The organism is Polaromonas sp. P1_G2 (assembly GCF_056405515.1).
This window is the reverse complement of the sequence record NZ_JBFUBY010000079.1, coordinates 1-26,546: the sequence shown is the minus strand read 5'-3', so window position 1 is coordinate 26,546 and position 26,546 is coordinate 1. Positions and strand designations below refer to the sequence as shown.

Annotated in this window: 27 protein-coding genes; 16 read left to right on the top strand and 11 right to left on the bottom strand. The window is 66.2% G+C overall.

Annotation, left to right across the window (positions count from 1 at the left end):
* Window positions 1-1,883: outer membrane protein assembly factor BamB family protein (locus AC1D0P_RS10540; protein WP_477676690.1), on the bottom strand; the 1,883-nt coding region annotated here is incomplete at its 3' end.
* Between the two features lie 296 nt (window positions 1,884-2,179).
* On the opposite strand from AC1D0P_RS10540, the gene AC1D0P_RS10535 reads away from it, so the two are divergent.
* Entirely contained in the window at window positions 2,180-2,782 is a 603-nt protein-coding gene (locus AC1D0P_RS10535) for a DUF4142 domain-containing protein (RefSeq protein WP_477676689.1), read from the top strand.
* 17 nt (window positions 2,783-2,799) lie between these two features.
* Here the strand turns inward: AC1D0P_RS10535 and AC1D0P_RS10530 are convergent, their stop codons facing one another.
* On the bottom strand, window positions 2,800-3,765 hold the full coding sequence (locus tag AC1D0P_RS10530) for a LysR family transcriptional regulator (protein WP_477676688.1): 966 nt from the start codon (window positions 3,763-3,765) through the stop codon (window positions 2,800-2,802).
* Between the two features lie 132 nt (window positions 3,766-3,897).
* Between AC1D0P_RS10530 and AC1D0P_RS10525 the strand changes: the two genes are divergently transcribed.
* Entirely contained in the window at window positions 3,898-4,764 is an 867-nt protein-coding gene (locus AC1D0P_RS10525) for an oxidoreductase (RefSeq protein WP_477676687.1), read from the top strand.
* 75 nt (window positions 4,765-4,839) lie between these two features.
* Here the strand turns inward: AC1D0P_RS10525 and AC1D0P_RS10520 are convergent, their stop codons facing one another.
* Window positions 4,840-6,048: an MFS transporter gene (locus AC1D0P_RS10520; RefSeq protein ID WP_477676686.1), complete on the bottom strand. Its 1,209-nt coding sequence runs from the start codon at window positions 6,046-6,048 to the stop codon at window positions 4,840-4,842.
* A gap of 131 nt (window positions 6,049-6,179) precedes the next feature.
* On the opposite strand from AC1D0P_RS10520, the gene AC1D0P_RS10515 reads away from it, so the two are divergent.
* Entirely contained in the window at window positions 6,180-7,130 is a 951-nt protein-coding gene (locus tag AC1D0P_RS10515) for a LysR family transcriptional regulator (RefSeq protein ID WP_477676685.1), read from the top strand.
* A gap of 6 nt (window positions 7,131-7,136) precedes the next feature.
* On the opposite strand, the gene AC1D0P_RS10510 is transcribed toward AC1D0P_RS10515, so the two are convergent.
* On the bottom strand, window positions 7,137-7,805 hold the full coding sequence (locus tag AC1D0P_RS10510) for a TetR/AcrR family transcriptional regulator (RefSeq protein ID WP_477676684.1): 669 nt from the start codon (window positions 7,803-7,805) through the stop codon (window positions 7,137-7,139).
* Window positions 7,806-7,952: 147 nt separating this feature from the next.
* Between AC1D0P_RS10510 and AC1D0P_RS10505 the strand changes: the two genes are divergently transcribed.
* The 8 genes from AC1D0P_RS10505 (at window position 7,953) to AC1D0P_RS10470 (ending at window position 13,651) form a co-directional block, all read left to right on the top strand.
* Window positions 7,953-8,426 carry a VOC family protein gene (locus AC1D0P_RS10505; protein WP_477676683.1) on the top strand — a complete coding sequence of 158 codons (474 nt, stop codon included), beginning with the start codon at window positions 7,953-7,955 and terminating at the stop codon, window positions 8,424-8,426.
* 33 nt (window positions 8,427-8,459) lie between these two features.
* Complete coding sequence (locus AC1D0P_RS10500) at window positions 8,460-8,876, top strand: nuclear transport factor 2 family protein (RefSeq protein ID WP_477676682.1); 417 nt, start codon at window positions 8,460-8,462, stop codon at window positions 8,874-8,876.
* 46 nt (window positions 8,877-8,922) lie between these two features.
* On the top strand, window positions 8,923-9,357 hold the full coding sequence (locus tag AC1D0P_RS10495) for a VOC family protein (protein ID WP_477676681.1): 435 nt from the start codon (window positions 8,923-8,925) through the stop codon (window positions 9,355-9,357).
* Window positions 9,358-9,370: 13 nt separating this feature from the next.
* Window positions 9,371-9,718 carry a YciI family protein gene (locus AC1D0P_RS10490; protein ID WP_477676680.1) on the top strand — a complete coding sequence of 116 codons (348 nt, stop codon included), beginning with the start codon at window positions 9,371-9,373 and terminating at the stop codon, window positions 9,716-9,718.
* 31 nt (window positions 9,719-9,749) lie between these two features.
* Entirely contained in the window at window positions 9,750-10,370 is a 621-nt protein-coding gene (locus AC1D0P_RS10485) for a glutathione S-transferase family protein (protein WP_477676679.1), read from the top strand.
* A gap of 172 nt (window positions 10,371-10,542) precedes the next feature.
* A complete protein-coding gene (locus AC1D0P_RS10480) occupies window positions 10,543-11,988 on the top strand; it encodes an ABC transporter permease (RefSeq protein ID WP_477676678.1) in 1,446 nt (481 codons plus the stop codon).
* A gap of 98 nt (window positions 11,989-12,086) precedes the next feature.
* Complete coding sequence (locus tag AC1D0P_RS10475) at window positions 12,087-13,193, top strand: pirin family protein (RefSeq protein ID WP_477676677.1); 1,107 nt, start codon at window positions 12,087-12,089, stop codon at window positions 13,191-13,193.
* Between the two features lie 2 nt (window positions 13,194-13,195).
* Window positions 13,196-13,651 carry a hypothetical protein gene (locus AC1D0P_RS10470; RefSeq protein ID WP_477676676.1) on the top strand — a complete coding sequence of 152 codons (456 nt, stop codon included), beginning with the start codon at window positions 13,196-13,198 and terminating at the stop codon, window positions 13,649-13,651.
* A 37-nt stretch (window positions 13,652-13,688) separates the two neighbouring features.
* Here AC1D0P_RS10470 and AC1D0P_RS10465 read toward each other — a convergent pair whose 3' ends face one another.
* From AC1D0P_RS10465 to AC1D0P_RS10450, 4 genes are read right to left on the bottom strand one after another with little or no spacing between them, the layout of a single operon-like run.
* Window positions 13,689-14,099 carry a DoxX family protein gene (locus AC1D0P_RS10465; protein ID WP_477676675.1) on the bottom strand — a complete coding sequence of 137 codons (411 nt, stop codon included), beginning with the start codon at window positions 14,097-14,099 and terminating at the stop codon, window positions 13,689-13,691.
* A 22-nt stretch (window positions 14,100-14,121) separates the two neighbouring features.
* Entirely contained in the window at window positions 14,122-16,017 is a 1,896-nt protein-coding gene (locus tag AC1D0P_RS10460; protein ID WP_477676674.1) for an amidohydrolase, read from the bottom strand.
* Between the two features lie 29 nt (window positions 16,018-16,046).
* Window positions 16,047-16,652, bottom strand: coding sequence for an antibiotic biosynthesis monooxygenase (locus AC1D0P_RS10455; protein WP_477676673.1), 606 nt, complete (start codon window positions 16,650-16,652; stop codon window positions 16,047-16,049).
* Between the two features lie 6 nt (window positions 16,653-16,658).
* Window positions 16,659-17,309: a hydrolase gene (locus tag AC1D0P_RS10450; protein WP_477676672.1), complete on the bottom strand. Its 651-nt coding sequence runs from the start codon at window positions 17,307-17,309 to the stop codon at window positions 16,659-16,661.
* Between the two features lie 111 nt (window positions 17,310-17,420).
* Here AC1D0P_RS10450 and AC1D0P_RS10445 point away from each other — a divergent pair, with 111 nt between their 5' ends.
* Window positions 17,421-18,341, top strand: coding sequence for a LysR family transcriptional regulator (locus tag AC1D0P_RS10445; protein WP_477676671.1), 921 nt, complete (start codon window positions 17,421-17,423; stop codon window positions 18,339-18,341).
* Between the two features lie 15 nt (window positions 18,342-18,356).
* Here the strand turns inward: AC1D0P_RS10445 and AC1D0P_RS10440 are convergent, their stop codons facing one another.
* From AC1D0P_RS10440 to tkt, 3 genes are all read right to left on the bottom strand, one after another.
* On the bottom strand, window positions 18,357-19,571 hold the full coding sequence (locus AC1D0P_RS10440; protein WP_477676670.1) for an adenylate/guanylate cyclase domain-containing protein: 1,215 nt from the start codon (window positions 19,569-19,571) through the stop codon (window positions 18,357-18,359).
* 163 nt (window positions 19,572-19,734) lie between these two features.
* On the bottom strand, window positions 19,735-20,733 hold the full coding sequence (gene gap, locus AC1D0P_RS10435; protein WP_477676669.1) for a type I glyceraldehyde-3-phosphate dehydrogenase: 999 nt from the start codon (window positions 20,731-20,733) through the stop codon (window positions 19,735-19,737).
* A 61-nt stretch (window positions 20,734-20,794) separates the two neighbouring features.
* On the bottom strand, window positions 20,795-22,837 hold the full coding sequence (gene tkt, locus AC1D0P_RS10430) for a transketolase (RefSeq protein ID WP_477676668.1): 2,043 nt from the start codon (window positions 22,835-22,837) through the stop codon (window positions 20,795-20,797).
* Window positions 22,838-22,969: 132 nt separating this feature from the next.
* Here tkt and speD point away from each other — a divergent pair, with 132 nt between their 5' ends.
* The 4 genes from speD (at window position 22,970) to AC1D0P_RS10410 (ending at window position 26,390) form a co-directional block, all read left to right on the top strand.
* Window positions 22,970-23,347, top strand: coding sequence for an adenosylmethionine decarboxylase (gene speD / locus AC1D0P_RS10425; RefSeq protein WP_477676667.1), 378 nt, complete (start codon window positions 22,970-22,972; stop codon window positions 23,345-23,347).
* A 20-nt stretch (window positions 23,348-23,367) separates the two neighbouring features.
* Window positions 23,368-24,078 carry an N-acetylmuramate alpha-1-phosphate uridylyltransferase MurU gene (gene murU, locus AC1D0P_RS10420; RefSeq protein ID WP_477676691.1) on the top strand — a complete coding sequence of 237 codons (711 nt, stop codon included), beginning with the start codon at window positions 23,368-23,370 and terminating at the stop codon, window positions 24,076-24,078.
* Between the two features lie 21 nt (window positions 24,079-24,099).
* Window positions 24,100-25,491, top strand: coding sequence for an aminopeptidase P N-terminal domain-containing protein (locus AC1D0P_RS10415; protein WP_477676666.1), 1,392 nt, complete (start codon window positions 24,100-24,102; stop codon window positions 25,489-25,491).
* 152 nt (window positions 25,492-25,643) lie between these two features.
* The gene (locus AC1D0P_RS10410; RefSeq protein WP_477676665.1) at window positions 25,644-26,390 is read left to right on the top strand and encodes an FkbM family methyltransferase; all 747 of its coding nucleotides are present in this window, start codon (window positions 25,644-25,646) and stop codon (window positions 26,388-26,390) included.
* The last annotated feature ends 156 nt before the right edge of the window (window positions 26,391-26,546 follow it).

Here is a 26,546-nt window from a genome sequence, read left to right as displayed (position 1 = left end):
AGGTAGGTCGGTGTGGTGAAGGCCATCTGCCGCACCGGGTCGACGGCCACGCCTCCCCAATTGAAGACGCCGAAGTTGCCGGGGTAGACCAGCGTGCCCTGCGTGGAGGGCGGCGTGAAGCGGCCCTCGTAGCGCAGGCGGTGAAAGGCGATGCGGCAATAGAGCTGGTCGAACATCGTCGCGCCCCACATGTCGCGGCCGGTCAGCGGCGGCGGGTTGAAAGACAGCGCCGCGCCCCACATGTCGCGGCCGGTGTGGTCGCCCTGCGCGGCGCCCTGCGGCGCGGGGACTTCGCTGACGGGCAGCAGCGGCGTGCCGGTGCGGCGGTCCAGCACAAAGATCTCGCCCTGCTTGGTCGGCTGCACCAGGGCGGGCACACGGTTGCCGTTGATGTTGAGCTCCAGCAGGCTGGGCTGGGCCGGCACGTCGTAGTCCCAGAGGTCGTGGTGCACGGTCTGGAAGTTCCAGCGCACCTTGCCGGTGGCGAGATCCAGCGCAACGACGGAGGACGAATAGGTTTCCACCGCCGGGCTGCGCTGGCCGCCCCACTGGTCGGGCGGCTGGTTGCCCAGGGGCACGTAGACCATGCCCAGCGCTTCGTCGACGCTGGAGATCGACCAGCTGTTGGGCGAATTGGCGGTATAGGTTTCACCGGGCTTGAGCGGCGCGCTGCTATCGGGCCGGCCTGAATCCCAGGCCCATACCAGGGCACCGGTGTTGATGTCGAAGGCGCGGATGACGCCGGACTGCTCTTTGGTGGAGACGTTGTCGAGCACGGTGCCGCCGACGATGAGGAGGCGCGAGCTCACCACCACGGGCGAGGTCGAATAATAGGCGCCGGGCTTGAGGTTGGGCATGCCGGCCCAGAGGTCGATCTCGCCCTTGCCGCCGCCGAAGGCCGTGCAGGGCTTGCCGCTGTCGGGGCTCAGCGCGATGACGCGCCCATCGGCCGTGGGCATAAAGAGTTTGGCCGCGCATCCGCCGCCGGCGGCCGGAGTTGCCGGGACAGGTGCGGCGGGCGGCGGCTGGTAGGACAGGCCGCGGCAGGTCAGGTGCTGCAGCGCGAGCTTGTTCTGGATCTCGGGGTTGAAGCGCCAGATCTCGGCGCCGGTGGTGGCGTCGAGCGCGATCACCGACTGGTGCGGCGTGCAGAAGAACAGCCGGTTGCCGACCTTGAGCGGCGTCACCTCGAAGGTGGTTTCTTCCGGGTCGCCGGGGCGGCCGCGCATGTCGCCGGTACGGTACTGCCAGGCGATCCCGAGCTGCTTGACGTTGTCGGGCGTGATCTGCGCCAGGGGTGAATAGCGCTGGCCGTGGCCGGTGCGGCCGTAAGCATGCCAATCTTCCGCCGGCACGCCGTCGGCCGGCGACGGCGCGGCCACGGTTCCCATGGGCGGCAGCGGCAGCATGCCCACCAGGCGGTTGTCGTCATGGAACCAGGTGACGACCGCCGCGACGAGAAACGCGCCCAGCACGGAGCCCAATGCCCAGCGGCCGCCGCGCGCGCCCGTCACGCCTTCATGGCCGGCCTCGCCTATGGGCCAGGTGCGGGCGATCCAGGGCGCCGCCAGGAACAGCCCGATGACAAACACCACGCCGCCGCGCGCGGCCAGCGGCCACCAGTCCAGCCCGGTCTCCCAGATCGCCCAGGCCAGCGTGCCCCCAATCAGCACGGCAAACACCCAGAGCGCGGCGGGGCTGCGGCGCATCAGCAGCACGCCCGTGAGCACAAAGCCCAGGCCTGCCAGCAGGTAATACCAGGTGCCGCCCAGCACGCCCAGCCAGGAGCCGGCCAGCAGCAAGGGCACGCCGAGCACCAGCAGCACAAGGCCCGTGACCCAGGGCGTGCGGCGACGGAGGGGGTCTATGTTGGAAGAAGGCATTGTTGTTCTTGGGCCGGCGCGCTCAGCCGGGGCATCCCACACAGCATTCAAAAAAAGCGCAGCGGCAGACAGCCAATCTAGCGCGTGCGCGCCGCCTGGTGCGTCAGCCTGCGGCTGACACGGCTGTAGGAACGCGGGCGGGCCATCTCGCACCGGGCATGCGGTGCATTCCTACATGCAGCACCGGAAATGCCCGGCGCGGCACGCGGGCGGCAGAGGCGATCTTGAGGGGTCGGCGGTGCCTTCGCGCGTGATGCGCGGGCGCTGCATTTCACCCACTTTTCCAGGAGCTTTCCATGCCCATGAAACCCCAATCCTCACTTCGCACCTACGGCCTGGCGCTTGCCGTGCTGGCGGCGCTGGCGCTGTCCGTCGCGCCCGCCGTCTGGGCGCAAAGCGGCACCGCACCCGCCGCACCCGCGACCACCAAGGCCGAAGACGCCTCCAAGCTGGACCGCAGCGACCGCAAGATGCTGGAAGACCTGGCGCAGGGCAATATGGCCGAGGTCGACGCCGGCAAGATGGCGCTGGAAAAATCGCAGAGTGCCGAGGTGAAAAAATTCGCGCAGCAGATGGTGGACGATCACACCAAGGCACTGGGCGAAGTGCAGGCGCTGGCCACCGCCAAGAACGTCACCTTGCCGGACGGCGCCGGCGCCATGGCCAAGACCAGGGCCACCGCGCTGAAAGCGCTGTCGGGCAGCCTGTTCGACAAGGAATACGCCAAGCGCGCCGGCGTCGGAGACCATGAAAGCACCGTGAAGCTGCTGCAGAAGATGCAGAAGGACGGCAAGGACAGCGACGTCAAGGCCCTGGCCGGCAAGATGCTGCCGACGGTGGAGCATCACCTGGAGATGGCAAAGTCACTGGCGGCCTCCACCGCTTCCGCCAAGTCCTGATGCGCTGAGCTTGCAGCTCAGGGCTGCTTGCGGCGCCGGCCGGTTTTGGGCGGCGCCAGCTCATGCGGCTCCAGGAAAAACTGCGTGTTGCCCACCAGCCGCTCGACCGCGAGGTCGATGAAGGCGCGCGCCCGCGCCGGTTGCGCGCTGCGGCTTCCGTAATAGACGTGCAGGCCCAGGTGGTCGGTGACGTGTTGCGTGAGCAGCGGCACCAGCCGACCGGCGCGCACCAGCGGCGCGGCGGTCACGCCTATCAGCTGGCCTATGGCCTGCCCGGCCACGACGGCGCGGGCTTCGAGGTCCACATCGTTGGCCAGGAAGGATGGCGCGATCACGCGGCCCACGACTTCTTCGCCGACCTTGAATTCCCAGGGCATGGTTTTGCCGCTGCCCGTGTTGTGAAAACCGGTGCAGCGATGGTGCGCCAGCTCGTCTATCGTGGCCGGCGCGCCGTGCTGGGCGATGTAGGCCGGCGCGGCGCAGACGATGAGCTGCAGCGGCAGGATGCGCCGCGAGATGATGCCGCCTCCGGGCGGCGAGCCGGCGCGAAAGCCGACGTCGACACGGTCTTCGACCCAGTTGCCGATGCGGTCGTCCATCTGGATGTCGGGTTCGACCTGTGGGTAGCGGCGGCAATACTCTTCAAGCACCGGCCACAGCACCTCGAGCATGATGGAGCGCGGCGCGACGATGCGCAGCGGCCCGGCGATCTCTTCGCGGCTGCGGCGCGCGCCGTGCAGCGCGCGCTGCAGCGTGGAGAGCCCGGGCTGCGCGGCCTGCAGGAACTGCTCGCCCTCTTCCGTCAGGCTCAGGCTGCGCGTGGTGCGGTGGAACAGGCGCACGCCGAGGTGCCGCTCCAACTGCACCAGCGCCTGGCTGGCGGCCTGCGGCGTGATGGCCTGCGCCGCGGCGGCCTGGCGCAGGCTGCCGAGTTCGGCGGCCTTGACGAAGGTGGCGATGGCGCGCAGTTCATTCAAAGCCATGGTGCTTCTCTCGGGGCTGGGTGGTGATTATCACGATTTGCTTGATTATGAACCCAGCGACTCCTGGCTATTCAACACCCAATGGAAATCCTACATTGCCCTCCTCAACAACTTTTTTTGAAGGACCTGGCCATGAATGCGAAGACGGATTTCAAACGTGTCTGGATGATCACCGGCGCGGCGCGCGGCATTGGCGCGCGCATCGCCGAGGCGGCGCTGGCCCGCGGCGAGGCGGTGGTGGCGACCTCGCGCGACGCGGCTTCGGTGCAGAAAAGATTCCCCGCGGGCGCTGCGCTGCTGGCGCTGCCGCTGGACGTGACGGACGAGGCGCAGGCGGCCGCTGCCGTGCAAGCCGCGCTGGCGCGCTTCGGCCGCATCGACGTGCTGGTCAACAACGCGGGCTATGGCCTGCTGGGCGCGGTGGAAGAAGCCACGGCCGACGAAGTGCGGCGCCTTTACGAAACCAATGTGTTCGGCCTGCTGAACGTGACGCGCGCCGTGCTGCCGTCCATGCGCGAGCGCCGCAGCGGCCACGTGATCAACATCTCGTCACTGGGCGGCTACCAGTCCGGCGCGGGCTTTGGCGTGTACTGCTCGACCAAGTTCGCGGTGGAAGGCCTGAGCGAAGCGCTGCACGGCGAACTCGCGCCGCTGGGCATCCACGTGACGGTGGTGGAGCCGGGCTACTTCCGCACCGACTTCCTGGACAGCAACTCGCTGTCGGTCTCGCCGCGCATCCTGGACGACTATGCCGCGAGCGCCGGCCGGGTGCGCGCGGCCGCCACGCAGATCAACCACAAGCAGGCCGGCGACCCGCTGCGGCTGGCGCAGGCCATGCTGGCGCTGGTGGACTCCGCCACGCCGCCGCTGCGCCTGCCCTTGGGCACCGACACGCTGCAGACGATTGCGGACAAGCATGCGTTTGTCGAGGCCGAACTGAAGGACTGGAAGGCGCTGGCCGCGTCGACGGACTTTCCTAAGGAAGCGCTGGCCGCCTGAACCGCGTTGCGTGGATAAGAAATAAAAAAAGGGCCTCGCGAGAGGCCTTTTTTTATCGGCGCGGGAATGTCCGCATCAGGCCGCGCAGGGCGCGAGCTTCTTCGCGGGCCACATGCGCACCATCAGCGCGGCCGCACCCGATACCGCGGCCATCACACACACACCTTGCCAGCCCGCGTGCGCCAGCACCACGCTGCCGAGCCAGGCGCCGCTGGCCATGCCGCTGAACATGCCGATGAAGAGCACGGCGTTGAGGCGGCTGCGCGCGGCGGGCTCTATGCCGTAGATGAGGGTCTGGTGCGCGATCAGCGTGGCCTGCGCGCCCAGGTCAAACACCACCGCGCCCAGCGCGATCAGCCACAGCTGGTCGGGGCCCAAGGCCATGGCGATGAAGGCCACGGCCACCAGCGTGGCGCCCAGGCGCGTGACGATTTCCGGGCCCTTGCGGTCGGCGAGCCGGCCGGCCAGCGGCGCGGCCAATGCACCGGCGGCGCCCGCCAGGCCGAAGGCGCCCGCCGCGCTGCTGCCCAGGTTGAAGGGCGCGGCATGCAGCATGATGGCCAGCGTGGACCAGAAGGCGCTGAAGCCGACACTGATCAGCCCCTGGGCGATGGCCGCGCGGCGTAGCGCGGGGTGGCGCTTCCACAGCGTGGCGAGTGAGCCCAGCAGCGCCAGGTAAGGTAGTTGCGTGGTCGGCACAAAGCGCGGCAGCAGCCGCGACATGGCCGCTCCCAGCAGCGCAATGCCGAGGGCGGCCGCCACGAACATGCTGCGCCAGCCGAACTGCTCGGCGACCACGCCGGCCACCACGCGCGAGAGCAGGATGCCCAGCAACAGGCCGGTCATCACGGTGCCCACGGTCTTGCCGCGTTGCGCCTCCGGCGCGAGCGTGGCGGCGGCCGGCACGATGTCCTGCGCCAGCGTGGCCGCCAGCCCGATGGCAAGGCTGGCCAGCACGAGCACCGCCAGCGAGGGCGCGCAGGCGGCCAACAGCAAGGCCAGCACCAGGGCGGCGGCTTTGCCCACGATGATGCGGCGCCGGTCATAACGGTCGCCCAGCGGCGCGAGCAGGCCGATGCCCAGCGCGTAGCCGAGTGTGGTCAGCGTGGGCACCAGGCCGATGGTGGCGGGCGTGGCCTTGAATTCGGCGACCAGCAGGGCCAGCATGGGCTGGCTGTAATAAAGCGAAGCAGCGCCCAGGCCGGCGCCGGTGGCGAGCAAAAGAATCAGCGAAAGCGGCAACCCCGGGGCGGCGTGGTCATGCGTATTGGCGGTGATGGTCATGTCAAAAGTCCTGGTAAACGCCCCTCTAAGGGCAGGACGCGAGTATGCGGGCTTGGTTTTACGCTGTGAAGGCGGCTATTGGGCACAATGGTCATACGCAATACGTATGCAAAGACAGAGAACGGACACCCATGAAAACCGCGCCGGACCGGATTGAACTGATGCAGACCTTTGTGCGCATCGTGGAGGCGGGCAGCCTGTCGGCCGCCGCCGCGCAGATGAACGCCACGCAGCCCACGGTGAGCCGGCGCCTGCAGGCGCTGGAGCGTTCGCTGGGCCTGAAGCTGCTGCAGCGCTCCACCCACGCGATGAAGCTGACCGAGGACGGCGAGCGCTGTTTTGCCCGCGCCAAGGAATTGCTGGGCAACTGGGACGCTTTCGAGGCCGACCTGCGCGGCACGCAGGAAGTGCCGGAGGGCACGCTGCGCGTGGTCGTGCCGCATGCGCTGGGCCAGCAGCGGCTGGTGGGGCCGCTGGTCGATTATTTGCGGCGCCACGAGCGGGTCACGGTGGAATGGCTGCTGCACGACGGCACGCCGGACTTCATCGCCCAGGGCATCGATTGCGCGGTGCACGTGGGCGCGGTGGAAGACCCCTCGCTGGTGGCCGTGAAGATCGCCGAAGTCCGGCGCATCGTGGTGGCCGCGCCTTCGCTGCTGCAGGGCCGGCCGCCGCCGCTGCAGCCAGCCGAACTGCAGGCCCTGCCCTGGCTGGCGCTGCAGACCTTTTACCGCAACGAGGTGGCGCTGACCCGCCGCCATGCCGGCCGCGACAGCGAGGAGTTCCGCTTCGCGATACAGCCGCGCCTGGGCACGGACAGCCTGTTCGCGCTGCGCAATGCCACGCTGCTGGGCCTGGGCGCGAGCATTTCCTCAACCTGGCTGGTGGCCGAGGACGTGGCGGAAGGCCGCTTGCTGCACCTGGCGCCCCAATGGTGCGCCGCGCCGCTGCCGGTCTGGCTGATCTATCCCTATTCGAATTTTTACCCGGCCAAGCTGCGCCGCTTTATCGAGGCGTTGCGCGAGGGGCTGCCTGCAGGCATGGGCTTGCCCTCACGCGCGGACCCGGCGGGCGCGGCCTGAGGCCCGCTATTTTTCGCACAGGCCTTTTTCCACCATATCGATCAGGCGCTCGCCGATCTGCAGCATCTGCGGGCCCAGGATGGGGCCCAGCGGGCCGTCTATGACCAGCATCGCCAGGCCGTGCACCGCCGACCAGGCCAGGAACTCGGCGCCGGGGCGGCGTTCGGGCGACATCACGCCGGCGCCCACGAGTTTGTCGATCGCGGCGCCCAGCAGCTCGAACGGGTCCAGCCCGCTTTGCCCTTTGCGCTCGCTATCGGCCGGCGCGCCCTGGGCTCTTTCCTTCAAATCGTCCGAAGGCCCGAAGGCCGTACGGAACAGCCCGCTCTCCGCCTGCGCAAAACGCAGGTAGCCGGTGCCCACCGCGCGCACATTGGCGCGGGCGAATTCGGCGGGCGGTAAATCCGGGGGCAGTGCGGCCAGTTCGGCCTCCATGGCGCGGGCCACGGCCGCCAGCGCGGCGGAGCGAACCGCATAGAGCAAGGCCTGGCGGCTTTCGAAATGGCGGTAGGCGGCGTTGGGCGCGACGCCCGCACGGCGCGTGGTTTCGCGCAGCACCACGGCCTCGGGGCCACCCGCCCGGGCCAGCTCGACGGCGGCTTCCAGCAGCGCGCGCCGCAAGTCTCCGTGGCGGTAAGTGCTGCGGGGTGGCGGGGGCTGGGACGCGCTCGACATGGCTTGTTACGTATTTATGTGGACAGCGTTCATTATCTTTGCTATTCTTTTGTGGACGGTGTACACAATACTGCTGATTGGGCCACCGCACAAGCCTCCGAACCCTGAATTTCCCCGCGAAACCCCGCGCTTACAAGGACCCCAACCATGCAGAAAATCACCCCCTTCCTGTGGTTCAACGACCAGGCCGAAGAAGCCATGAACTTCTATGTCTCGATCTTCAAGAACTCGAAGATCACCATGCTGCGGCGCTACGGCAAGGAAGGCCCCGGTCCCGAGGGCACGGTCATGACGGGCAGCTTCGAACTTGAGGGCCAGGAGTTCATGGCGCTCAACGGCGGCCCGCACTTCAGCTTCACGCCGGCCATCTCGCTCTTTGTGGATTGCAAGACGCAGGCGGAGGTGGACGAGCTGTGGGACAAGCTCTCGGCCGGCGGCGCGCCCAACCAGTGCGGCTGGGTGCAAGACAAGTTCGGCCTGTCCTGGCAGATCATCCCGACGGCGCTCGGTGAAATGCTGGGCGACAAAAACCCGGCCAAGGCCGGCGCCGCCATGAGCGCGATGCTGAAGATGCGCAAGATCAGCATCAAGGATTTGAAAGAGGCCTACGACAGGGCCTGAAGCCGGACAGTATTTGCAAGAAAGGCCGCCGCCATGAACAGCCCCATCGCCACCCTGGTGCGCCGGTATTTTTCGGCGTACGAGACGCAGGACCGGCAAGTCCTTGAAGACCTGCTGGACGAGCGCTTCACCTTCAGCAGCCCGCTGGACGACCGCATCAACCGCGCCGCCTACTTCGCGCGCTGCTGGCCCAACAGCCGCACGCTGCGCCGCTTTACGGTGGAGAAGATATTTGGCCAGGGCGACGAGGCCTTCATACGTTATGAGGCCGAAAGCACCACGGGCAAAAAATTCCGCAACACCGAATGGCTGCGCTTCCAGGGCGGCAAGCTCGTGGAAGTGCAGGTGTACTTCGGCCGCGATACGCGGCCGGCCACGCCAGTTCCTGCACTTGTTCCCGCAACGCGGATGGCCGACTGGCCTGCCACCGCCGCGCTGTTTCCGCGCTAGGCACGCATCCCCACCCCCCAACCAACCAACCCCAAAGGAGATTCCCATGCTGGTTCAGTCCTACCTCTTTTTCAACGGCCGCTGCGAAGAGGCCATCGAGTTCTACCGCAAGGCGCTTGGCGCGCAGGTCACGATGATGATGCGCTTCAAGGAAAACCCCGAACCCATGACGGATGGCTGCGGCCCCGACGGCGGCCCGGCCCCCGACCCCAACAGCATCATGCACGCCAGCTTCAAGATCGGCGAGACGGAAGTGATGGCCTCCGACGGCATGGGCGGTGGCAAGGCGGAGTTCAAGGGCTTCTCGCTGTCTGTGTCCGCGGCCAGCGATGCCGAGGCGCAGCGCCTGTTCAAGCTGCTGGGCGAGGGCGGCAAGGTGGAAATGCCGATGGCCAAGACCTTTTTCGCCTCGTCCTTCGGCGTGGTGGTCGACCGCTTCGGCGTGTCGTGGATGGTGATCCATCCGCTGCCCATGCCTTGAGGCGGCGCATCCCATGCAGTTCCTGCTGATCATCTGCCACGACGCGGCCTTCGCGCCCACCCCGGCCCTGGTCGCCGAAATAGGCGCCTGGGTCAGGGACATGCAAGGCCGCGGCATCCTCCAGCACGGCAACCCGCTACGCCCGCCGGGCGAAGCCGCCACGGTGCGGGTGCGCCGCGGCAAGCGCGTGGTGACGGACGGCCCTTTTGCCGGCAGCGCGGAAAAAATGTCGGCCTACGGGCTGATTGAATGCGCCGGCATGCGGGAAGCCATCGACATCGCGGCCGGCCACCCCATGGCCAGTGCCGCGACCATAGAGGTCAGGCCGGTCTGGTCCGACCTGCCGCGCATGGCGGCTTGAAAACACACGGGAAACACACGATGGAAAAACCATGAAGCTTTACTACTCGGACACGCTGAACCCGCGCAAGGCCTGCGCCGTCGCCCGGCACCTGGAGTCGCCACTGGAATTCATCCCTGTCGCGCTGGAAAAAGGCGAGCACCGCACGCCTGAATTCCGCAAGATGAATCCGAACGCCAAGGTGCCGGTGCTGGTCGATGACGAACTGGTTCTGTGGGAGTCCAACGCCATCATGTGCCACCTGGCGGAGAAAGCCGGCTCGGAACTCTGGCCGCGCGATGAACGCCGCATCGAGGTGATGCGCTGGCTGATGTGGGATGCGACCGAGTTCGCGCCGGCCGTCGGCACTTTTTACTTTGAGCACATCATCAAGCCGCGCTTCCTGGGGCGCGAGGCCGACCCCGCCGAGATTGCCCGGGTGACGCCGGATTTCGAACGCTATGCCGGCGTGCTGGAGGGGCACCTGAAAGGGCGCGAGTACCTTGTCGGCGATGCCCTGACCGTCGCCGACTTCGCGGTGGCCATCACCTTGCCCTACGCCGAAAAAGCACGCTTGCCGCTGGCGGGTTTCCCGGCGATCCGGCGCTGGCACGACCGCCTGAACCAGTTGCCTGCCTGGCGCGAACCCTGGCCCGAACAGCGAGCCGCCTGAAGGCGGCGCAGGCCCGCCGGGAATCGGAGCGCCGCGCGGCACGAGGCGGCCGTACCCACGCGCGAAAAGCGGCAAGGCCTTGAAAAGCCCTTAGTCCCCGGCTTTTCGCTCGCGCTCGATAGAATGATTCGGGCACTCTTCCTTGAGTGCCCACTTCACACCAGGATGCCGCGTGCAAGCCAATCCCATCATTTCCATACAGCAACTCAGCAAAACCTACGCCTCGGGCTTTCATGCGCTCAAGTCGGTGGACCTGGAGATCCGGCGCGGCGAGATCTTCGCCCTGCTGGGCCCCAACGGCGCTGGCAAGACCACCCTGATCAGCATCGTCTGCGGCATCGTCAACCCCGGTTCGGGCACGGTGACGGCCGACGGGCACGACATCGTCCGCGACTACCGTGCCGCCCGCTCCAAGATCGGCCTGGTGCCGCAGGAGCTTTCGACCGATGCCTTCGAAACCGTCTGGTCCACCGTGAGCTTCAGCCGCGGCCTGTACGGCAAGCCGCCGAACCCGGCCTATATCGAGAAGGTGCTGCGCGACCTGTCGCTGTGGGACAAGAAGGACAGCAAGATCATGGCGCTTTCGGGCGGCATGAAGCGCCGGGTGCTGATCGCCAAGGCGCTGTCGCACGAGCCGACCATCCTGTTCCTGGATGAGCCCAGCGCCGGCGTCGACGTCGAACTGCGCAAGGGCATGTGGCAAATGGTGCGCGAGCTGCGCGACGGCGGCGTCACCATCATCCTGACCACGCACTACATCGAGGAAGCCGAGGAGATGGCCGACCGCATCGGCGTGATCAACAAAGGCGAGCTGATCCTTGTCGAGGACAAAACCGTGCTGATGCGCAAGCTCGGCAAGAAGCAATTGAGCCTGCAGCTGCACTACCGCTTTGAAATGGCGCGCACCTTCCGCACGCTGATGCAGTCCATCGCCTCGCCGGTGATCTCAACCTCGCTGTATTTCGTGGTGTTCGGGGCCGCCATCGGCTCGCGCATGGGCGACATCGACGGCATCCGCTACGGCGCCTTCATCATCCCCGGCCTGGTCATGCTGTCGCTGCTCAACGAGAGCATCTCGAACGCCGCCTTCGGCATCTACATGCCGAAGTGGTCGGGAACGATTTACGAGCTGCTGTCGGCGCCGGTGTCGTCGATGGAGGTAGTGATCGGTTATGTGGGGGCCGCGGCAAGCAAGTCCGTCATGCTGGGCCTGTTGATCCTGGTCACGGCGCGCCTCTTCGTGCCTTACAGCATTGCGCACCCCTTCTGGATGCTGTGCTTCCTGCTGCTGACCGCGCTGACCTTCAGCCTGTTCGGTTTCATCATCGGGCTCTGGGCCGACAACTTCCAGAAGCTGCAGGTTGTGCCGCTGATGGTGGTGACGCCGCTGACCTTCCTGGGCGGCGCGTTTTATTCCRTCAACATGCTGCCGCCGCTGTGGCAAAACATCGCCCTGGTCAACCCGGTGGTCTACCTGATCAGCGGCTTCCGCTGGAGCTTCTACGGCGTGGCCGACGTCAATGTGGGCCTCAGCGTGCTGGCCATCCTGGGCTTCCTGGGGCTGTGCCTGGGCGTGGTGTGGTGGATCTTCCGCACGGGCTGGAAGCTCAAGAGCTGAAGAGCCGGCAAGCCCGTTGGCAGGCCGGCGCCGCTTGAAGCATCAGCGGCCGGCCGCATATGTCTTCTTTGAACGTCACACGCCAGAAAGGCCTCTTCATGCCTGCCACGTCCGCCGCATCTTCCGCCACCGACTCCGCCGCCCACCCGGTCCTGCAGGTCAAGCCGCTCGGCTTTCCGTGGGCGACGCTCGATCCCTTCCTCTTTTGCGTCTACCACGACGACGCCTACCCCCGGGCCAATGCGCAGATGGGACCGGACGCCTCACTCACGGGACGCGACATCGGCCAGGACTTCGCGCGCAAGGACGGCTGGAGCATGTACCACGGCAGCACGGTGCCGGGTTTTCCGGCGCACCCGCACCGCGGTTTTGAAACCGTGACGATCGTGCGCAAGGGCCTGGTCGACCACTCCGATTCGCTGGGCGCCACGGCGCGCTTCGGCCGCGGCGACGTGCAGTGGCTCACGGCCGGCAAAGGCGTGGTGCATTCCGAAATGTTCCCGCTGCTGGACCCCCAGAACCCCAACCCGCTGGAGCTGTTCCAGATCTGGCTCAACCTGCCGGCGGCCGGCAAGATGGCGGACCCGCACTTCACCATGTTCTGGTCGCAGGACATTCCGCGCCAGGTGCTCACGGACAGCGCGGGCCGCACCACCGAAGTCGCCGTCATCGCCGGGCGCCTGGGCGAGGCCGAAACCGGCCCGCTCGCACCGCCGCCCGATTCCTGGGCCGCGCAGGCCGATGCCGATGTGGCGATCTGGACGATTCGCGTGGCGCCCGGCGCGCGTTGGACATTGCCCGCCGCCAAGGGCAGCGGTACGCAGCGCCAACTGTATTTTTTCAAGGGCACGTCGGCCGGCGTGGCCGGCCAGCCCGTCAGCGGCCATGCGGCCATTACGCTGCGGGCCGATGCGGCCGTGGAGCTGGCCAACAGCGGCGCCGACGAAGCCGAGTTCCTGCTGCTGCAAGGCAAGCCGATTGGCGAACCGGTGGTGCAGTACGGCCCCTTCGTGATGAACACTCAGGCCGAAATCGCGCAGACCCTTGCCGACTACCAGCGCACGCAGTTCGGCGGCTGGTCCTTCGCGGACGACGCGCCGGTGCACGGCCGTGAGCCGGCGCGTTTTGCGCGCTACCCGGGCGGGCGCGAAGAGCGGCCGGCGGAAGCGGCAAGCACCGCACTACCTATCCAGGAGTCGACATGAGCATGAGCACACAAGCAGAAGACGTGAAGCGCGAACTTGATGCGCTGGCGGCGGCGTTCTTTGAGGCCGTGTCCTTCGAGGCCGGCGGCGCACCGCCTTACCAGAACATCCACGGCCTGTTCATCGAGGCCGGCCTGCTGATCAAGAACACGGCGGCCACGCCCGAGATATCGACCGTCGCCGAATTCATCGCGCCGCGCCGGGCCCTGGTGGACAGTGGCGCGCTGACGCGCTTCAAGGAATGGGAGCTGTCGGAGACCACGCAGGTCTTCGGCAATATCGCGCACCGCTACAGCGCCTACGGCAAAGCCGGCACCCAGAACGGCAAGGACTTTGAAGCACGCGGTGTGATCTCGACACAGTTCATCAAGACCCCCGAAGGCTGGAAGATGAGCGCGATGGCCTGGGACGACGAACGGCCCGGCTTGTCGCTGCCGGCTGAACTGCTGGGCCGCTGAGCCCTCCTCAGGCCTGGTGGTTGCGGACCGGCGCCCATCAGCGCGCGGCGCGGCGGTCCCAGGACAGTGCGGCCACCAGCACCAGGCCACCGATCAGCCCCAGATGCTCGAGGAATGAATTGCGGTTGTGGAATTGCTCCATGCCGCTCATGGCCCAGAACGGATGGCCTATGACCGTGGCCACCAGCGTGAACCCGGCCAGCGCGAGTGTGCCCAGCACCGCCCACGGGCCGCGGCCGGAAAGCATCAGCGCTGAGCCGGCCAGTTGCGTGACGAGCACCGCGGCGGCGAACACGGGCGCCGGGCTCAGGCCGAAATGCGCGGCCTCGCCGATAGCCGCGTCGAAATTGAACAGCTTGGAAACGCCGCTGTAGACGAAGGCGACCGCCAGCAGCAGCCTGGCGGCCTGGAGCGCCGGTATTAAAAATGTGTTCTCGCGCGCGGTCATGGTTTTCCTCATCAGCTATTGCTCAAAGCCAGCACGCGCAACCCAGAGCGCCCCAGAAACTTTTTTCGTCGGACACCGGCGCGTTGCCCAGCCAGCTTTGGGTGTGGCCGTGCCCGTGCACCGCGCAGGGCTTGGCGCAGCAATCGGCGAAAGGCTGCATCGCGCGCGCGGCGAAGCCCGCCGGTTTGCCTCCGGAGGCGGGCTCGCGCCAGTAGCCGCCGAAAGCCTTTGTCGGTGCCCAGTCGTTGGCGGCTTTGGGCATGGGCGGCGCCAGGCCCGCGAAACCGCCGTCGCCGTGCACGATGCGCCCGCCCACCACCGTCAGGTGCGACACCAGGTCCTTGATGTCGGACTCCGGGATGCCGAAGAAGTCGCGCGAGGGCACGATGAAGTCGGCAAGCTGGCCCACCTTGATCTGGCCTTTTTGGCCCTCGGCATTGGCGAACCAGGCGCTGCCGCTGGTCCACAGCCGCAGCGCGGTGTCGCGGTCCAGCAGGTTGTCGGGGCGGTACAGCGCGGTGCCGCCCAGCGTCTTGCCGGTGACCATCCAGTACAGGCAGACCCAGGGGTTGTAGCTCGCGACGCGGGTTGCATCGGTGCCGCCGCCCACGGGCAGGCCGGCGTCCAGCATGCGGCGAATCGGCGGCGAGTGTTCGGCGGCGCCGGCGCCATAGCGCTCGATGAAATATTCGCCCTGGTAGGCCATGCGGTGCTGCACGGCGATGCCGCCGCCCAGCGCCTTGACACGGTCGATGTTGCGCGCGCTGATGGTTTCGGCGTGATCAAAAAACCAATGCAGGCCGTTGAAAGGAATCTCACGGTTGACCTTCTCGAAGGTGTCGAGTGCGCGCCCTATGGATTCGTCGTAAGTCGCGTGCAGCCGGAAAGGCCAGCGCTTTTCCACCAGCAGGCGCACCACGCGCTCGAGCTCGTCCTCCATGCTGGCGGGCAGTTCGGGCCGGGGCTCGCGGAAGTCCTCGAAATCGGCCGCGGAGAACACCAGCATTTCGCCGGCGCCGTTGTGGCGCAGCATGTCGGTGCCGGACAGCGGCGGCAGCATGCCGGTCCACTGCCGGAAATCATCCGCCTCCTGTTTCGGCCGCTGCGTGAACAGGTTGTAGCCTATGCGCACCGTGAGCTCGCCGGTATCGCGCAGCTTCTCGATCACGCGGTAGTCGTCGGGATAGTTCTGGAAGCCGCCGCCGGCATCGATCACCGAAGTGATGCCGAGCCGGTTCAGCTCGCGCATGAAAAGCCGGGTCGACGCCTCCTGCGCGTCCGGGTCCAGCTTGGGGCCTTTGGCCAGTGTGGCGTAGAGGATCATCGCGTTAGGTCTGGCGAGCAGCAGGCCTGTCGGATTTCCCTGGGTGTCTCGCGCGATTTCGCCGCCGGGCGGATTCGGCGTGTCCTTGCCGTAGCCGACGGCGCGCAGGGCGGCGCCGTTGAGCAGGGCGCGGTCATACAGGTGCAGGATGAAGACCGGGGTGTCGGGCGCGGCCGCATTGATTTCCGCGAGTGTGGGCAGGCGCTTTTCCGCGAACTGCTGCTCGGTGAACCCGCCGACCACGCGCACCCACTGCGGCGCCGGCGTGCGCGCCGCCTGCGCCTTGAGCATGGCCATCGCATCGGCGAGCGAAGGCACACCGTCCCAGCGCAGTTCCATCGCGTAGTTGAGGCCGGCGCGTATCAAATGCGTGTGGCTGTCGTGCAGGCCGGGCAGGGCGGCCGCGCCGGCCAGGTCGACCACCTGTGTCTTGGCGCCCGCGTGGCGCATGGCATCTTCGTGGCTGCCCACGGCGATGAATTTGCCGCCAGCCACGGCCACCGCGGCGGCCACCGGGTTCTGCCGGTCCAGGGTGGTGAAGCGGCCGTTGATGAAAATGATGTCGGCCGTGGCGGCCATGGCGGGATCGGTCATGCGGACTTCCGGGAATTGTTGAGGGGGAATCAGCGCCGCGCGAACAGCCATGGGTGCAGCAGCCGCGTGTAGGGCGGCATGACCACCCAGACCACCAGGGCCACGATGACGGCCGCCAGTATGCCGTGCTCCACGCCATACACGCCCAGGGCGGGGACGGCCTTGAACAACGGCCCCATGGCCCAGGGCACGACCATGGTCAGCGGCCAGATGACCGAGGTGGTGATCAGCCACTGTTTCCAGGCCGCGGGCTTTACCGGCGCCTCCGCGCCAGCCGCCGCTTCAGGGGGAAACAGGAAGTCGATGCCGGTGCCCAGGGTGACCTGTTCACCGGCTTGCAGGTGCGGCTGCACGGCCTCGACCAGGCGCGCGCGTTCGGTGGATCGGTACCAGGCATTCAACTGCTCAGAGGTGGCGAAGCGGACCACGATGAGGTAGTCAACGCCGGTGCCGGACGGGCGGACCACATGCACGCCCTGGTGGCCCGGATAGGCCGAGGCGACCCGCATGGTCTCCGCCAGCCAGGCATCGWACGCGGCGCGCGCACCGGGGCGCACGCGGTGGCGCACCACCAGGCTGACGCTTTCAGAGGACGGGCCTGCCGGCTCACCCGTGCTGTTTGTGGCGCTGTTCATGGCGCTTCAGCCCAGCTTGCGCGCGGGCATCTTGTGCACGTGCGTGATCGCGTAGTCGACGCCAGAGCCGTAGGCGCCGGAATGCTCCATGACGATGCCCGTGGTACCCGCATAGGTCTCCTTGCGCGCCCAGTCGCGCTGCATTTCGAGAAGGAACTGCTGCCAGGTGATGGGCACGGCGCCGGCCTGGATCATGCGCTGCACCGACATGTTGTGCGCCGCCACCGAAGTGCCGCCGGAGGCATCTTCCACAAAATACACCTCGTAGCCGTCGGCCATGGCCTCCAGCGCGGGGAAGTTCAGGCAGACCTCGGTCCACAACGCCGCGAGCACCAGTTTTTTGCGGCCGAATTTTTTCAGTTCGGCCTTGACGGCGGCATCGTCCCAGGTGTTCATGCTGGTGCGCTCAAAAATCCGGTTGTCGGGCAGCACCGCGAGCAGTTCGGGCCAGATGTTGCCCGAAAAGGATTCAGTCTCGACTGAGGTCAGCACCGTGGGGACATTGAACACCTTGGCCGCCTTGGCCAGGCCGATGACGTTGTTCTTCAGCAGTTGCCGGTCGATGTTGGCCACGCCGAAGGTCATTTGCGGCTGGTGGTCGATCAGGACAAGCGCGCAGTTCTGGGGGGTCAGAAGTTCGAGTTTTCCTTGAGCCATGGTGAATTTCCTTGTAATGGTGAAACAAACAAGCTGGAATGCTAAATTGCAGCCAATAGGTTGACTAGACTGAGTTTTCGAACCAAACCGTATCCAAAGAGGAACCAATTCATGGACAGACTCGACGCCCTCCAGGCCCTGGTGCTGTCGACACGGCTGGGCAGCTTTGCCGCCGCCGCGCGTGAGCTCGGCGTGACGCGCTCGCAGATCAGCAAGCTCATCGCTTCGCTGGAAGTGGAATACGGCGGTACGCTGTTTGCGCGCTCCACCCGCGCGATTGCGTTGACCAGTGCCGGCGCCACGCTGCACGACTATGCCGTGGATCTGCTGGCCATCGCCGCCGAAGCCCGCGAGTCCATGGCGGCCCTGCGCGGCGCGGTGGCAGGGCCGCTGCGCGTCAATGCGCCGATGTCCTTCGGCAAGCTGGTGCTGGCGCCGCTGCTGTCGGAGTTCCTGGCGCTGCATCCGCGGGTCGAGTTGCGCGTGGAACTCAACGACCGCATGCTCGACCCCTATGAGACGGGCTTTGACCTCACCCTGCGCATCGCGCAACTGCCGGACTCCTCGCTGGCGGCGCGCCGCCTGTGCGACGTGCGACGCGCCATCTATGCCGCCCCCGCCTACCTGCAGGCGCACGGAACGCCCGGCTCGCCGAAGGCGCTCAAGGCGCATCGCTGCCTGAACTACGCGCATGCCAACAAGGGGCACATCTGGCACCTCGGCAGGGGCCGGGAAACGGCGCACGTGGCCGTCGGCGGGCCGCTGTGCGCCAACAACGGCGACCTGCTGGTGGAGGCCGCCGTCGCTGGCGCCGGATTGATCCTGCAGCCCGAGTTCCTGGCAGCGAAGCACCTCGCGGCGGGACGGCTGGTGCCGGTGATGCCGCAGTGGCAGGAATCCCCGGAGATCGCGCTCTACGCGCTGTACCCGGCGACACGGCGCGTTCCCGTCACGGTGCGCGCCCTGATCGATCACCTGGTGGCGGCTCTGCCGCAAGCCATGTCGGCCGTTGAAGTGCCTTCGCTACCGTGACTGCGCGTGCAGGCTTCATGCTGAGGTGAGCCGGACCGTCCGGCCCAGCAGCCAGTAGGTGGCCATGCGGCCCCTGCCCTTGATCTCTATGGGTTCGCGCGCGACGAATGAAAAATGCTGCCGAGTCTGCAGGTACACCGCTTCGCTGACGTGGACGGCGCCGGGCGCGCCGCTGGATTCCATGCGGCTGGCCACGTTGACGGTGTCGCCCCAGACGTCGTAGAGGAAGCGCTTGACGCCGATCACTCCGGCCACCGCGGGCCCGGTGTGGATGCCGATGCGTATGGCCAGTTCCGTGCCGTTGCCGGTGTTGTAGCGCCGCAGGGCCTCGCCCATGTCGAGCGCCAGCCGCCCCAGGGCCTCAAGCCGATGGTGCGCGACGACCATGTAGGCATCGCCTATGGTCTTGATTTTTTCGAGGCCGTATTTTTCGACCAGGCCGTCAAAGGCCGAGAAGATCTGGTTCAGCACCAGAACCAGCGCGTCGGGCGGCAGGGCGCGCGAAAAAGTCGTGAAGCCGGCGATGTCGGCGAACAGCACGCCCATGTTGTCGAACTTCACCGCGTTGACCTTGTCGTCGCGCTTGAGCTCGTCGGCGATGGAAGCCGGCAACACGTTGTACAGCACCTTGTCGGCGCGCGCGCGTTCGGTCTCCGCGCGCTGCATCTCGGCGTAAAGTTCGGCGTTGCGCGCATGCATGAACCTGTCGAGCTCGATGCACAGCACCACCACGCAGAACGGATTGACCAGCGCGGCCAGCAGCGCCACACCGTCCCCCTCCCGCATGCCGGCGGCCAGGGCCAGCACCGCAAAACTCAGCACGTACATCGGCCGGCGCACCGGGCTGGGCGTGCACATCACAGCCGCCACAAAGGTCGCGCCGGCGGCGTAGATGGCCAAGTCGCCCCGCATCCAGCCATGGACCGCCCCGACCCAGGTGGCCAGCACCATCGCGCCCGCACAGGCCGCATTGAGCGCCGCTTCGCTGTTTCGAAGCCGAGGCAGGAATCGGTCCGCCAGCGCGACGGCGATGAAAAACAGCTCCGCCGTGAGTTGCCAGGCCAGCAGGCCCGCGAAGCCAGGCGGCCAGTGCTGCGGCGAGACGCCGAAATAAGGCGCATCTGCGGCCAGCGCGGCCGGCGGCAAAAGGCAGGCCACCGCCTTGGCGTAATACACCCCGTGCGCCCAGCTTTTCTGGACAAGCCACTCCCGAAACGGCTGCAGCGCCATSATGTTCCTCCCCTTGCGCCGCGCGGCATGGGCGCGGCATCCGGCGACCATACGGGCCGGCCGGCTTTGGGTCAATGAACATTGACCGCCTGCGGCCTTTTCATGTGCGACGGCCGAAAAAAAAGCGCCCGAAGGCGCTTTTTTTTGATGAAGCCGCAGCGAATTACTTCGCCACCACCCGCACCATTTCCAGGCACTTGTTGGAGWAGCCCCATTCGTTGTCGTACCAGGCCACCACCTTGATGAAGGTGCCGTCCAGCGCGATGCTGGCGTCGGCGTCGAAGATGGAGGTGCGGGCATCGCCGCGGAAGTCGGTGGCGACCACCTTGTCTTCGGTGTAGCCCAGGATGCCCTTGAGCGCGCCTTCGCTTTGCGCCTTCATCTCGGCGCAGATTTCCTTCAGCGTGGCTTCCTTGTTGAGTTCGCAAGTCAGGTCGACCACCGAAACGTCGGAAGTCGGCACGCGGAAGGACATGCCGGTCAGCTTCTTGTTGAGCTCGGGAATCACCACGCCGACGGCCTTGGCGGCGCCGGTGCTGGAAGGAATGATGTTTTCCAGGATGCCGCGGCCGCCGCGCCAGTCCTTGTTGCTCGGGCCGTCCACGGTTTTCTGCGTGGCGGTGGCGGCGTGCACCGTGGTCATCAGGCCGCGCTTGATGCCCCACTTGTCGTTGAGCACCTTAGCGACGGGCGCCAGGCAGTTGGTGGTGCAGCTGGCGTTGGAGATGATGGCCTCGCCCTTGTAGGTCTTGTCGTTGACGCCGAAAACGAACATCGGAGTGTCGTCTTTCGACGGCGCCGAGAAGATGACCTTCTTCGCGCCGGCGGCCAGGTGCTTCTCGCCGGAGGCCTTGTCGAGGAACAGGCCGGTGGACTCCAGCACCACGGTGGCGCCGATGTCGCCCCACTTGAGGTTGGCGGGGTCGCGTTCCTGCGTGAGGCGGATCTTCTTGCCGTTGACGATGAGGGTGTTGCCCTCGACGGACACGTCACCTTCGAAGCGGCCGTGCACCGAGTCGTACTTCAGCATGTACGCCAGGTAGTCGGGCTCGAGCAGGTCGTTGATGCCGACGATTTCAATGTCGCCGAAGCTCTTGATCGCCGAGCGGAACACGTTGCGGCCGATCCGGCCAAAACCATTAATGCCAAGTTTGATAGTCATCTGCTGTTGCTCCTGGAAGTTGAAATTGGTTGATTGGACAGGCAGCGTACGTTGCGTGCGCTTACTTGCGCAGCACCTTGCGCACGGTGTCGGCGACGTTCTCGGCCGTGAAGCCGAAGTGTTTGAACAGGACGGGTGCCGGGGCGGATTCGCCGTAGCTGTCGATGCCGACCACGGCGGCGCAGCCGTATTTCCACCAGCCGTCGGTCACGCCCATCTCCACCGCGATGCGGGGGATGCCTTCGGGCAGCACTTCGCTCTTGTAGGCGGTTTTCTGTTTGTCGAAGGTGGTGGTGCTGGGCATGGAAACCACGCGCACGGCGATCTTGTGGGCGGCCAGTATTTCCTGTGCCTTCAGCGCGAGTTGCACTTCGGAACCGGTGGCGATGATGACGGCCTGGGCCTTCTTGTTGAGGCCGACTTCTGCCGGCTCGGCCAGCACGTAGGCGCCGCGGCTGATGTTGCCGAGGTCTTTCTTCGGCGCGTAGGGCAGGTTCTGGCGGCTCAGCAGCAGTGCCGTCGGCTTGTTCTTGTTCTCGAGCGCGACGGCCCAGGCAACGGCTGTTTCGGCCGTGTCGCCCGGACGCCAGACGTCCAGGTTGGGGATCAGGCGCAGGCTGGCGGCATGCTCGATGGACTGGTGCGTCGGGCCGTCTTCACCGAGGCCGATGGAGTCGTGGGTGAACACGTGCACCACGCGCAGCTTCATCAGCGCGGCCATGCGGATGGCGTTGCGGCTGTAATCGCTGAAGGTCAGGAAGGTGCCGCCGTAGGGGATGTAGCCGCCGTGCAGCGCAATGCCGTTCATGATGGCGGCCATGCCGAATTCACGCACGCCGTAGTTGATGTGGCGGCCGATGGAACTCACGCCGTCGGCGTTGGCCGTCAGCACGACTTCGCCGTTCATGTCGAAACGCAGGCTGGGCGTGGACTTGGTGTTGGTCAGGTTGGAGCCGGTCAAATCGGCCGAGCCGCCCAGCATTTCAGGCAGGCCGGCGGTGAAGGCTTCCAGCGCGAGCTGCGAGGCTTTGCGCGAAGCGACCGTTTCGGCCTTGGTGTGCGAACCGATGACGGTGTCGACCGCCAGTTGCGCGAAGGACTTGGGCAGCTCACCCTTCATGCGGCGGACCAGTTCGGCGGCAAGTTCAGGATGCGCCGCCTTGTAGGCGGCGAATTTCGCGTCCCAGGCGGCTTCAGCGGCCAGGCCCTTGGCTTTGGCATCCCAGGCGTCGTAGGTTTCTTTCGGCACTTCAAACGGGGCGTGGGGCCAGTTCAGGGCTTCGCGCGTGAGCTTGATTTCTTCGGCGCCCAGCGGCTCGCCGTGGGCCTTGGCGGTGTTGGCGCGGTTCGGCGAGCCCTTGCCGATGTGTGTCTTGCAGATGATCAGCGTGGGCTTGTCGCTGGACTTCTTCGCGCCTTCGATGGAATTGGCGACCAGCTCGGCGTCATGGCCGTCGATGGGGCCCAGCACGTTCCAGCCGTAGGCGGCAAAGCGCACGGCGGTGTTGTCGATGAACCAGGGTGCGACCTGGCCGTCGATGGAGATGCCGTTGTCGTCATATAGCGCGACCAGCTTGTTGAGCTTCCAGGCGCCGGCCAGGGCCGCGGCCTCGTGGCTGATGCCTTCCATCAGGCAACCGTCGCCCATGAACACATAGGTGTTGTGGTCGACGACGGTGTGGCCTTCGCGGTTGAATTCCTTGGCGAGCAGCTTTTCAGCCAGCGCCATGCCGACGGCATTGGTCAGGCCCTGGCCCAGCGGGCCGGTGGTGGTTTCSACGCCGGGGGTGTAGCCGTATTCGGGGTGGCCGGGGGTTTTGCTGTGCAGCTGGCGGAAGTTTTTCAGTTCGCTGATCGGCAGTTTGTAGCCGGTCAAATGCAGCACGGCGTAAATCAGCATGGAGCCGTGGCCGTTGGAGAGCACAAAACGGTCGCGGTCGAACCAGTTGGGGTTGTGCGGGCTGTGCTTGAGGTGGCGGCCCCAGAGGGCGACGGCCATGTCGGCCATGCCCATGGGGGCGCCGGGATGTCCGGAATTGGCTTGTTGTACGGCGTCCATTGCGAGTGCGCGTATCGCATTCGCCATCATTTGCGTGTTTGCCATGTAGGCTGCTCCGGAGGGGGAAAGATCAGGGGTAACCCGGTATTTTACCGTCTGGCCCCGGCCCGGGAATTTGGCGGGATATGGAACCAAGTTACGGCCTGGACGGGGCCGCGCATCGTCTAAAGTCGGGGGATGCAAGGCCTACACCTGACCGCCGACCTTTACAAATGCCGCTGCGATCCCGCCTGGTTCACCGACGCCGCCCGCCTGGGCGACTGGTGCGTGCAGGCCGTGCAGGCCGCCGGCCTGCAGGCCGTCAACCAGCTGTTCCACACTTTTCCCGACACCGTGCACGGCCCGGGCGGCATCACGGCCACCGTGCTGCTGGCCGAATCGCATGTGTGCGTTCACACCTGGCCTGAACAAAAGGCCGTGACACTGGACGTGTACGTCTGCAACTTTGGCGCCGACCACTCGGCGCGCGCGCGCGGCCTGATGGATGCGCTGATACGGCGTTTTAACCCGGAATGGACCGAGCAGCGCTCACTGGACCGCGGGGATACGCAGTGAGCGACCCGGCCATCAAAGCCATGATCATGGCCGCCGGCCGCGGCGAGCGCATGCGCCCGCTGACCGACAGCACGCCCAAGCCCCTGCTGAAAGTGCGCGGCAAGCCGCTGATCGCCTGGCATGCCGAGGCGCTGGCGCGCGGCGGCTTCACCGACCTGGTGATCAACACCGCCTGGCTCGGCGAGCAGATTGAAAACCACTTCAGCCAGCCAGGCCGCACGCCGCTGTCGATTGCCTATTCACACGAAGGCGTTGATTTCGGCGGCGCGCTGGAAACCGCCGGCGGTATCGCGCGCGCGCTCCCGCTGCTGGGCGAGGTGTTCTGGCTATTGGCGGGCGACGTGTTTGTGCCGGGCTTTGAATTCAGCCAGGCCGCCGTAGACCGTTTTGCCGCCGGCGGCAAGCTGGCCCACCTCTGGCTGGTGGCCAACCCGCCCCACAACCCGCAGGGCGACTTCGGCCTGGGCCCGGACGGCCTGGCACTGAACCTGGCCAAAGACAGCGCGGAACCCAAATTCACCTACAGCACCATCGGCCTGTACCGCCGCGAATTCTTCAACAGCATGCCCTTCGGCAACCCCGAAGGCCTCAAAGCCCCACTGGCCCCCTTGCTGCGCGCCGCGATGGACAATGGCCGGGTCAGCGCCGAGCTGTACACCGGGCCCTGGACCGACGTGGGCACACCGGCCCGGCTGGACGAGTTGAACCAGGCAGCCGTCACCACCAATTAACAAACCCAAAGCGCAGCCACCATGAGCACCACCACGATTTACCAGAAACGCCGTGCCGCCGTGGCCCGTGCACTCAGGGCGGCCGGCGGCGGCCTCGCCCTGCTGCCCACCGCGCGCGAGTACCCGCGCAACCGCGACAGCGATTTTCCGTACCGGCACGACAGCTATTTCTATTACCTGACCGGCTTTGACRAGCCCGAAGCCTGGCTGGCGATTGAGGCCAACGGCAAGACCACGCTGTTTTGCCGCCCCAAGGACCTGGAGCGCGAAATCTGGGACGGCATACGCCTGGGCCCCAAGGCCGCGCCGGCCCGGCTGGGCGTGGACGCCGCCTTCAGCACCGAGGTACTGGACACCCGGATGCCGGCGCTGCTGGCCAACCAGAAGTCGGTGTGGTTCCCCTTTGCCACACATGAAGGCCTGGACGCCCGGGTCGACGACTGGCTCGACAAGGTGCGCGCCCGCGTGCGTCTGGGCGACGAGTGCCCGCAAAGCCGGCACGACCTGTGCGGCGTGCTCGACGAGATGCGCCTCTTCAAGGACAGCCACGAGATCGCCACCCTGCGCCGTGCCGGCAAAATTTCGGCGGGCGCGCATGTGCGCGCCATGCAGACTTCAGCCGCCATGCTGCGTGATCCCATCAAGGGCGGCCTGCGCGAATACCACCTGGAAGCCGAACTGCTGCACGAGTTCCGCCGCCACGGCTCGCAGTTCCCGGCCTACACCAGCATCGTGGCCGCAGGCGCCAATGCCTGCGTGCTGCACTACCGCGCCGGCGACGCCGAACTCAAGGCCGGCGAGCTGTGCCTGATAGACGCCGGCTGCGAACTCGACGGTTATGCCAGCGACATCACACGCACCTTCCCGGCGAACGGTAAATTCACGCCGGCCCAGCGCCGCCTGTATGACATCGTGGTGGAGTCCCAGTACGCTGCGGTGAAGGCGACCAGGCCCGGCAAGCGCTTCAATGACCCGCACGAGGCCGCGCTGCGCGTGCTGGCCCAGGGCATGCTGGACACCGGCCTGCTGCCCAAGGCCAAACACGGCAAGGTCGACGACGTGCTCGAGTCCGGCGCTTATCGCCAGTTTTACATGCACCGCACCAGCCACTGGATGGGCATGGACGTGCACGACTGCGGCGACTACAGCGAACCCGGCAGCAAACCACGCCCCGACAAGGACGCCATGGGCCAGCCCATCATGCGCAAGCCTTCGCGCATCCTGCGGCCCGGCATGGTGCTGACGATAGAGCCCGGCCTCTATGTGCGCCCCGGCAAGAACGTGCCCAGGGAGTTCTGGAATATCGGCATCCGGATTGAGGACGACGCGCTGGTCACGGCCAAGGGGTGTGAGCTGATGACGCGCGGGGTGCCGGTGGATGGGGATGAGATTGAGGCCTTGATGCGTGCCTGATGCTCCGTGAACGCGTGCTGGGCATAACCTTGCCGCGACGCCGGGCTTGCGCCAAGCGCAAGCCCGGGATTTTTTGTCAACCGGGAAGATTTACCATGGCTTTTGTTGCTCGCCCCCTGCCTTTTGTATTGGCCTCATCCAATCATGGAACCATGATCGTCAATCGCAACGACCACCACATGACCGACGACGGGCGCGGCTACGGCGTCGGCTATCAAATTCTCCAGAACTCGGAGTTTGACCCCGGGGAAGTCGACACGGTCTTGCAACTGCTGACTTTGCGCCGGGACGCTTTCGGCGACGGCGTTGTCGCGCTTGACATCGGCGCGAACATGGGCGTTCACACCATCGAGTGGGCCAGGCATATGCACGGCTGGGGAAAGGTCATCGCCGTCGAAGCCCAGGAAAGGATTTATTACGCCCTCGCCGGCAACATCGCCATCAACAACTGCTTTAACGCAAGGGCCTACCACGCCGCGCTGGGCGCCGAGGAAGGCGAGATGAAAATTCCCAGGCCCGACTACCTGGTACCCGGAAGTTTCGGCTCGCTTGAATTGCGCCAAAGCGAAAAAAACGAATTTATCGGGCAGCCCATCGATTATTCCGAGCAGAACAGCCAGACGGTCAGGATGATCACGGTGGACGGCCTCAAGCTACCCCGCCTGGACTTCATCAAGATGGACATCGAGGGCATGGAACTTGAAGGACTGGCAGGCGCACTCAAAACCATCGAGGCCCACAAACCCCATCTGTGGATCGAATGGCTGAAGACCGACCAGCAGGCACTGCGTGATCTGCTCGACGCGCAAGGCTACAAGTATTACCAGATGGGCATCAACATTTTCGCGGTTCATGGGAACGACCCCACGCGCGCCAACATCAATTTCATCTCGGGGTGAGTTGACCGGGTCTTGCGCCGGCTTGCGCGCTCCCCTTGTCCTTTGCTTGGTCCTGCTGGCCGGGGGTAGCCCGGCGGCTACTCACTTTTCTTTTGCCTTGGTCCTGCTGGCCGGGGGTAGCCCGGCGGCTACTCACTTTTCTTTTGCTTCGCCAAA

Bases quoted from the DNA above. Each gene is read 5' to 3' on its own strand.
- AC1D0P_RS10510 (WP_477676684.1), bottom strand. From the start codon at position 7,805: ATGTCGAGCGCGTCCCAGCCCCCGCCACCCCGCAGCACTTACCGCCAC.
- AC1D0P_RS10470 (WP_477676676.1), top strand. From the start codon at position 13,196: ATGAGCACACAAGCAGAAGACGTGAAGCGCGAACTTGATGCGCTGGCG.
- AC1D0P_RS10495 (WP_477676681.1), top strand. From the start codon at position 8,923: ATGCTGGTTCAGTCCTACCTCTTTTTCAACGGCCGCTGCGAAGAGGCC.
- AC1D0P_RS10515 (WP_477676685.1), top strand. From the start codon at position 6,180: ATGAAAACCGCGCCGGACCGGATTGAACTGATGCAGACCTTTGTGCGC.
- AC1D0P_RS10485 (WP_477676679.1), top strand. From the start codon at position 9,750: ATGAAGCTTTACTACTCGGACACGCTGAACCCGCGCAAGGCCTGCGCC.
- speD (WP_477676667.1), top strand. From the start codon at position 22,970: ATGCAAGGCCTACACCTGACCGCCGACCTTTACAAATGCCGCTGCGAT.
- AC1D0P_RS10505 (WP_477676683.1), top strand. From the start codon at position 7,953: ATGCAGAAAATCACCCCCTTCCTGTGGTTCAACGACCAGGCCGAAGAA.
- AC1D0P_RS10450 (WP_477676672.1), bottom strand. From the start codon at position 17,309: ATGGCTCAAGGAAAACTCGAACTTCTGACCCCCCAGAACTGCGCGCTT.
- AC1D0P_RS10525 (WP_477676687.1), top strand. From the start codon at position 3,898: ATGAATGCGAAGACGGATTTCAAACGTGTCTGGATGATCACCGGCGCG.
- AC1D0P_RS10410 (WP_477676665.1), top strand. From the start codon at position 25,644: ATGATCGTCAATCGCAACGACCACCACATGACCGACGACGGGCGCGGC.
- AC1D0P_RS10530 (WP_477676688.1), bottom strand. From the start codon at position 3,765: ATGGCTTTGAATGAACTGCGCGCCATCGCCACCTTCGTCAAGGCCGCC.
- AC1D0P_RS10500 (WP_477676682.1), top strand. From the start codon at position 8,460: ATGAACAGCCCCATCGCCACCCTGGTGCGCCGGTATTTTTCGGCGTAC.
- AC1D0P_RS10460 (WP_477676674.1), bottom strand. From the start codon at position 16,017: ATGACCGATCCCGCCATGGCCGCCACGGCCGACATCATTTTCATCAAC.
- AC1D0P_RS10520 (WP_477676686.1), bottom strand. From the start codon at position 6,048: ATGACCATCACCGCCAATACGCATGACCACGCCGCCCCGGGGTTGCCG.
- AC1D0P_RS10440 (WP_477676670.1), bottom strand. From the start codon at position 19,571: ATGGCGCTGCAGCCGTTTCGGGAGTGGCTTGTCCAGAAAAGCTGGGCG.
- murU (WP_477676691.1), top strand. From the start codon at position 23,368: ATGATCATGGCCGCCGGCCGCGGCGAGCGCATGCGCCCGCTGACCGAC.
- AC1D0P_RS10475 (WP_477676677.1), top strand. From the start codon at position 12,087: ATGCCTGCCACGTCCGCCGCATCTTCCGCCACCGACTCCGCCGCCCAC.
- AC1D0P_RS10490 (WP_477676680.1), top strand. From the start codon at position 9,371: ATGCAGTTCCTGCTGATCATCTGCCACGACGCGGCCTTCGCGCCCACC.
- AC1D0P_RS10445 (WP_477676671.1), top strand. From the start codon at position 17,421: ATGGACAGACTCGACGCCCTCCAGGCCCTGGTGCTGTCGACACGGCTG.
- AC1D0P_RS10465 (WP_477676675.1), bottom strand. From the start codon at position 14,099: ATGACCGCGCGCGAGAACACATTTTTAATACCGGCGCTCCAGGCCGCC.
- AC1D0P_RS10535 (WP_477676689.1), top strand. From the start codon at position 2,180: ATGCCCATGAAACCCCAATCCTCACTTCGCACCTACGGCCTGGCGCTT.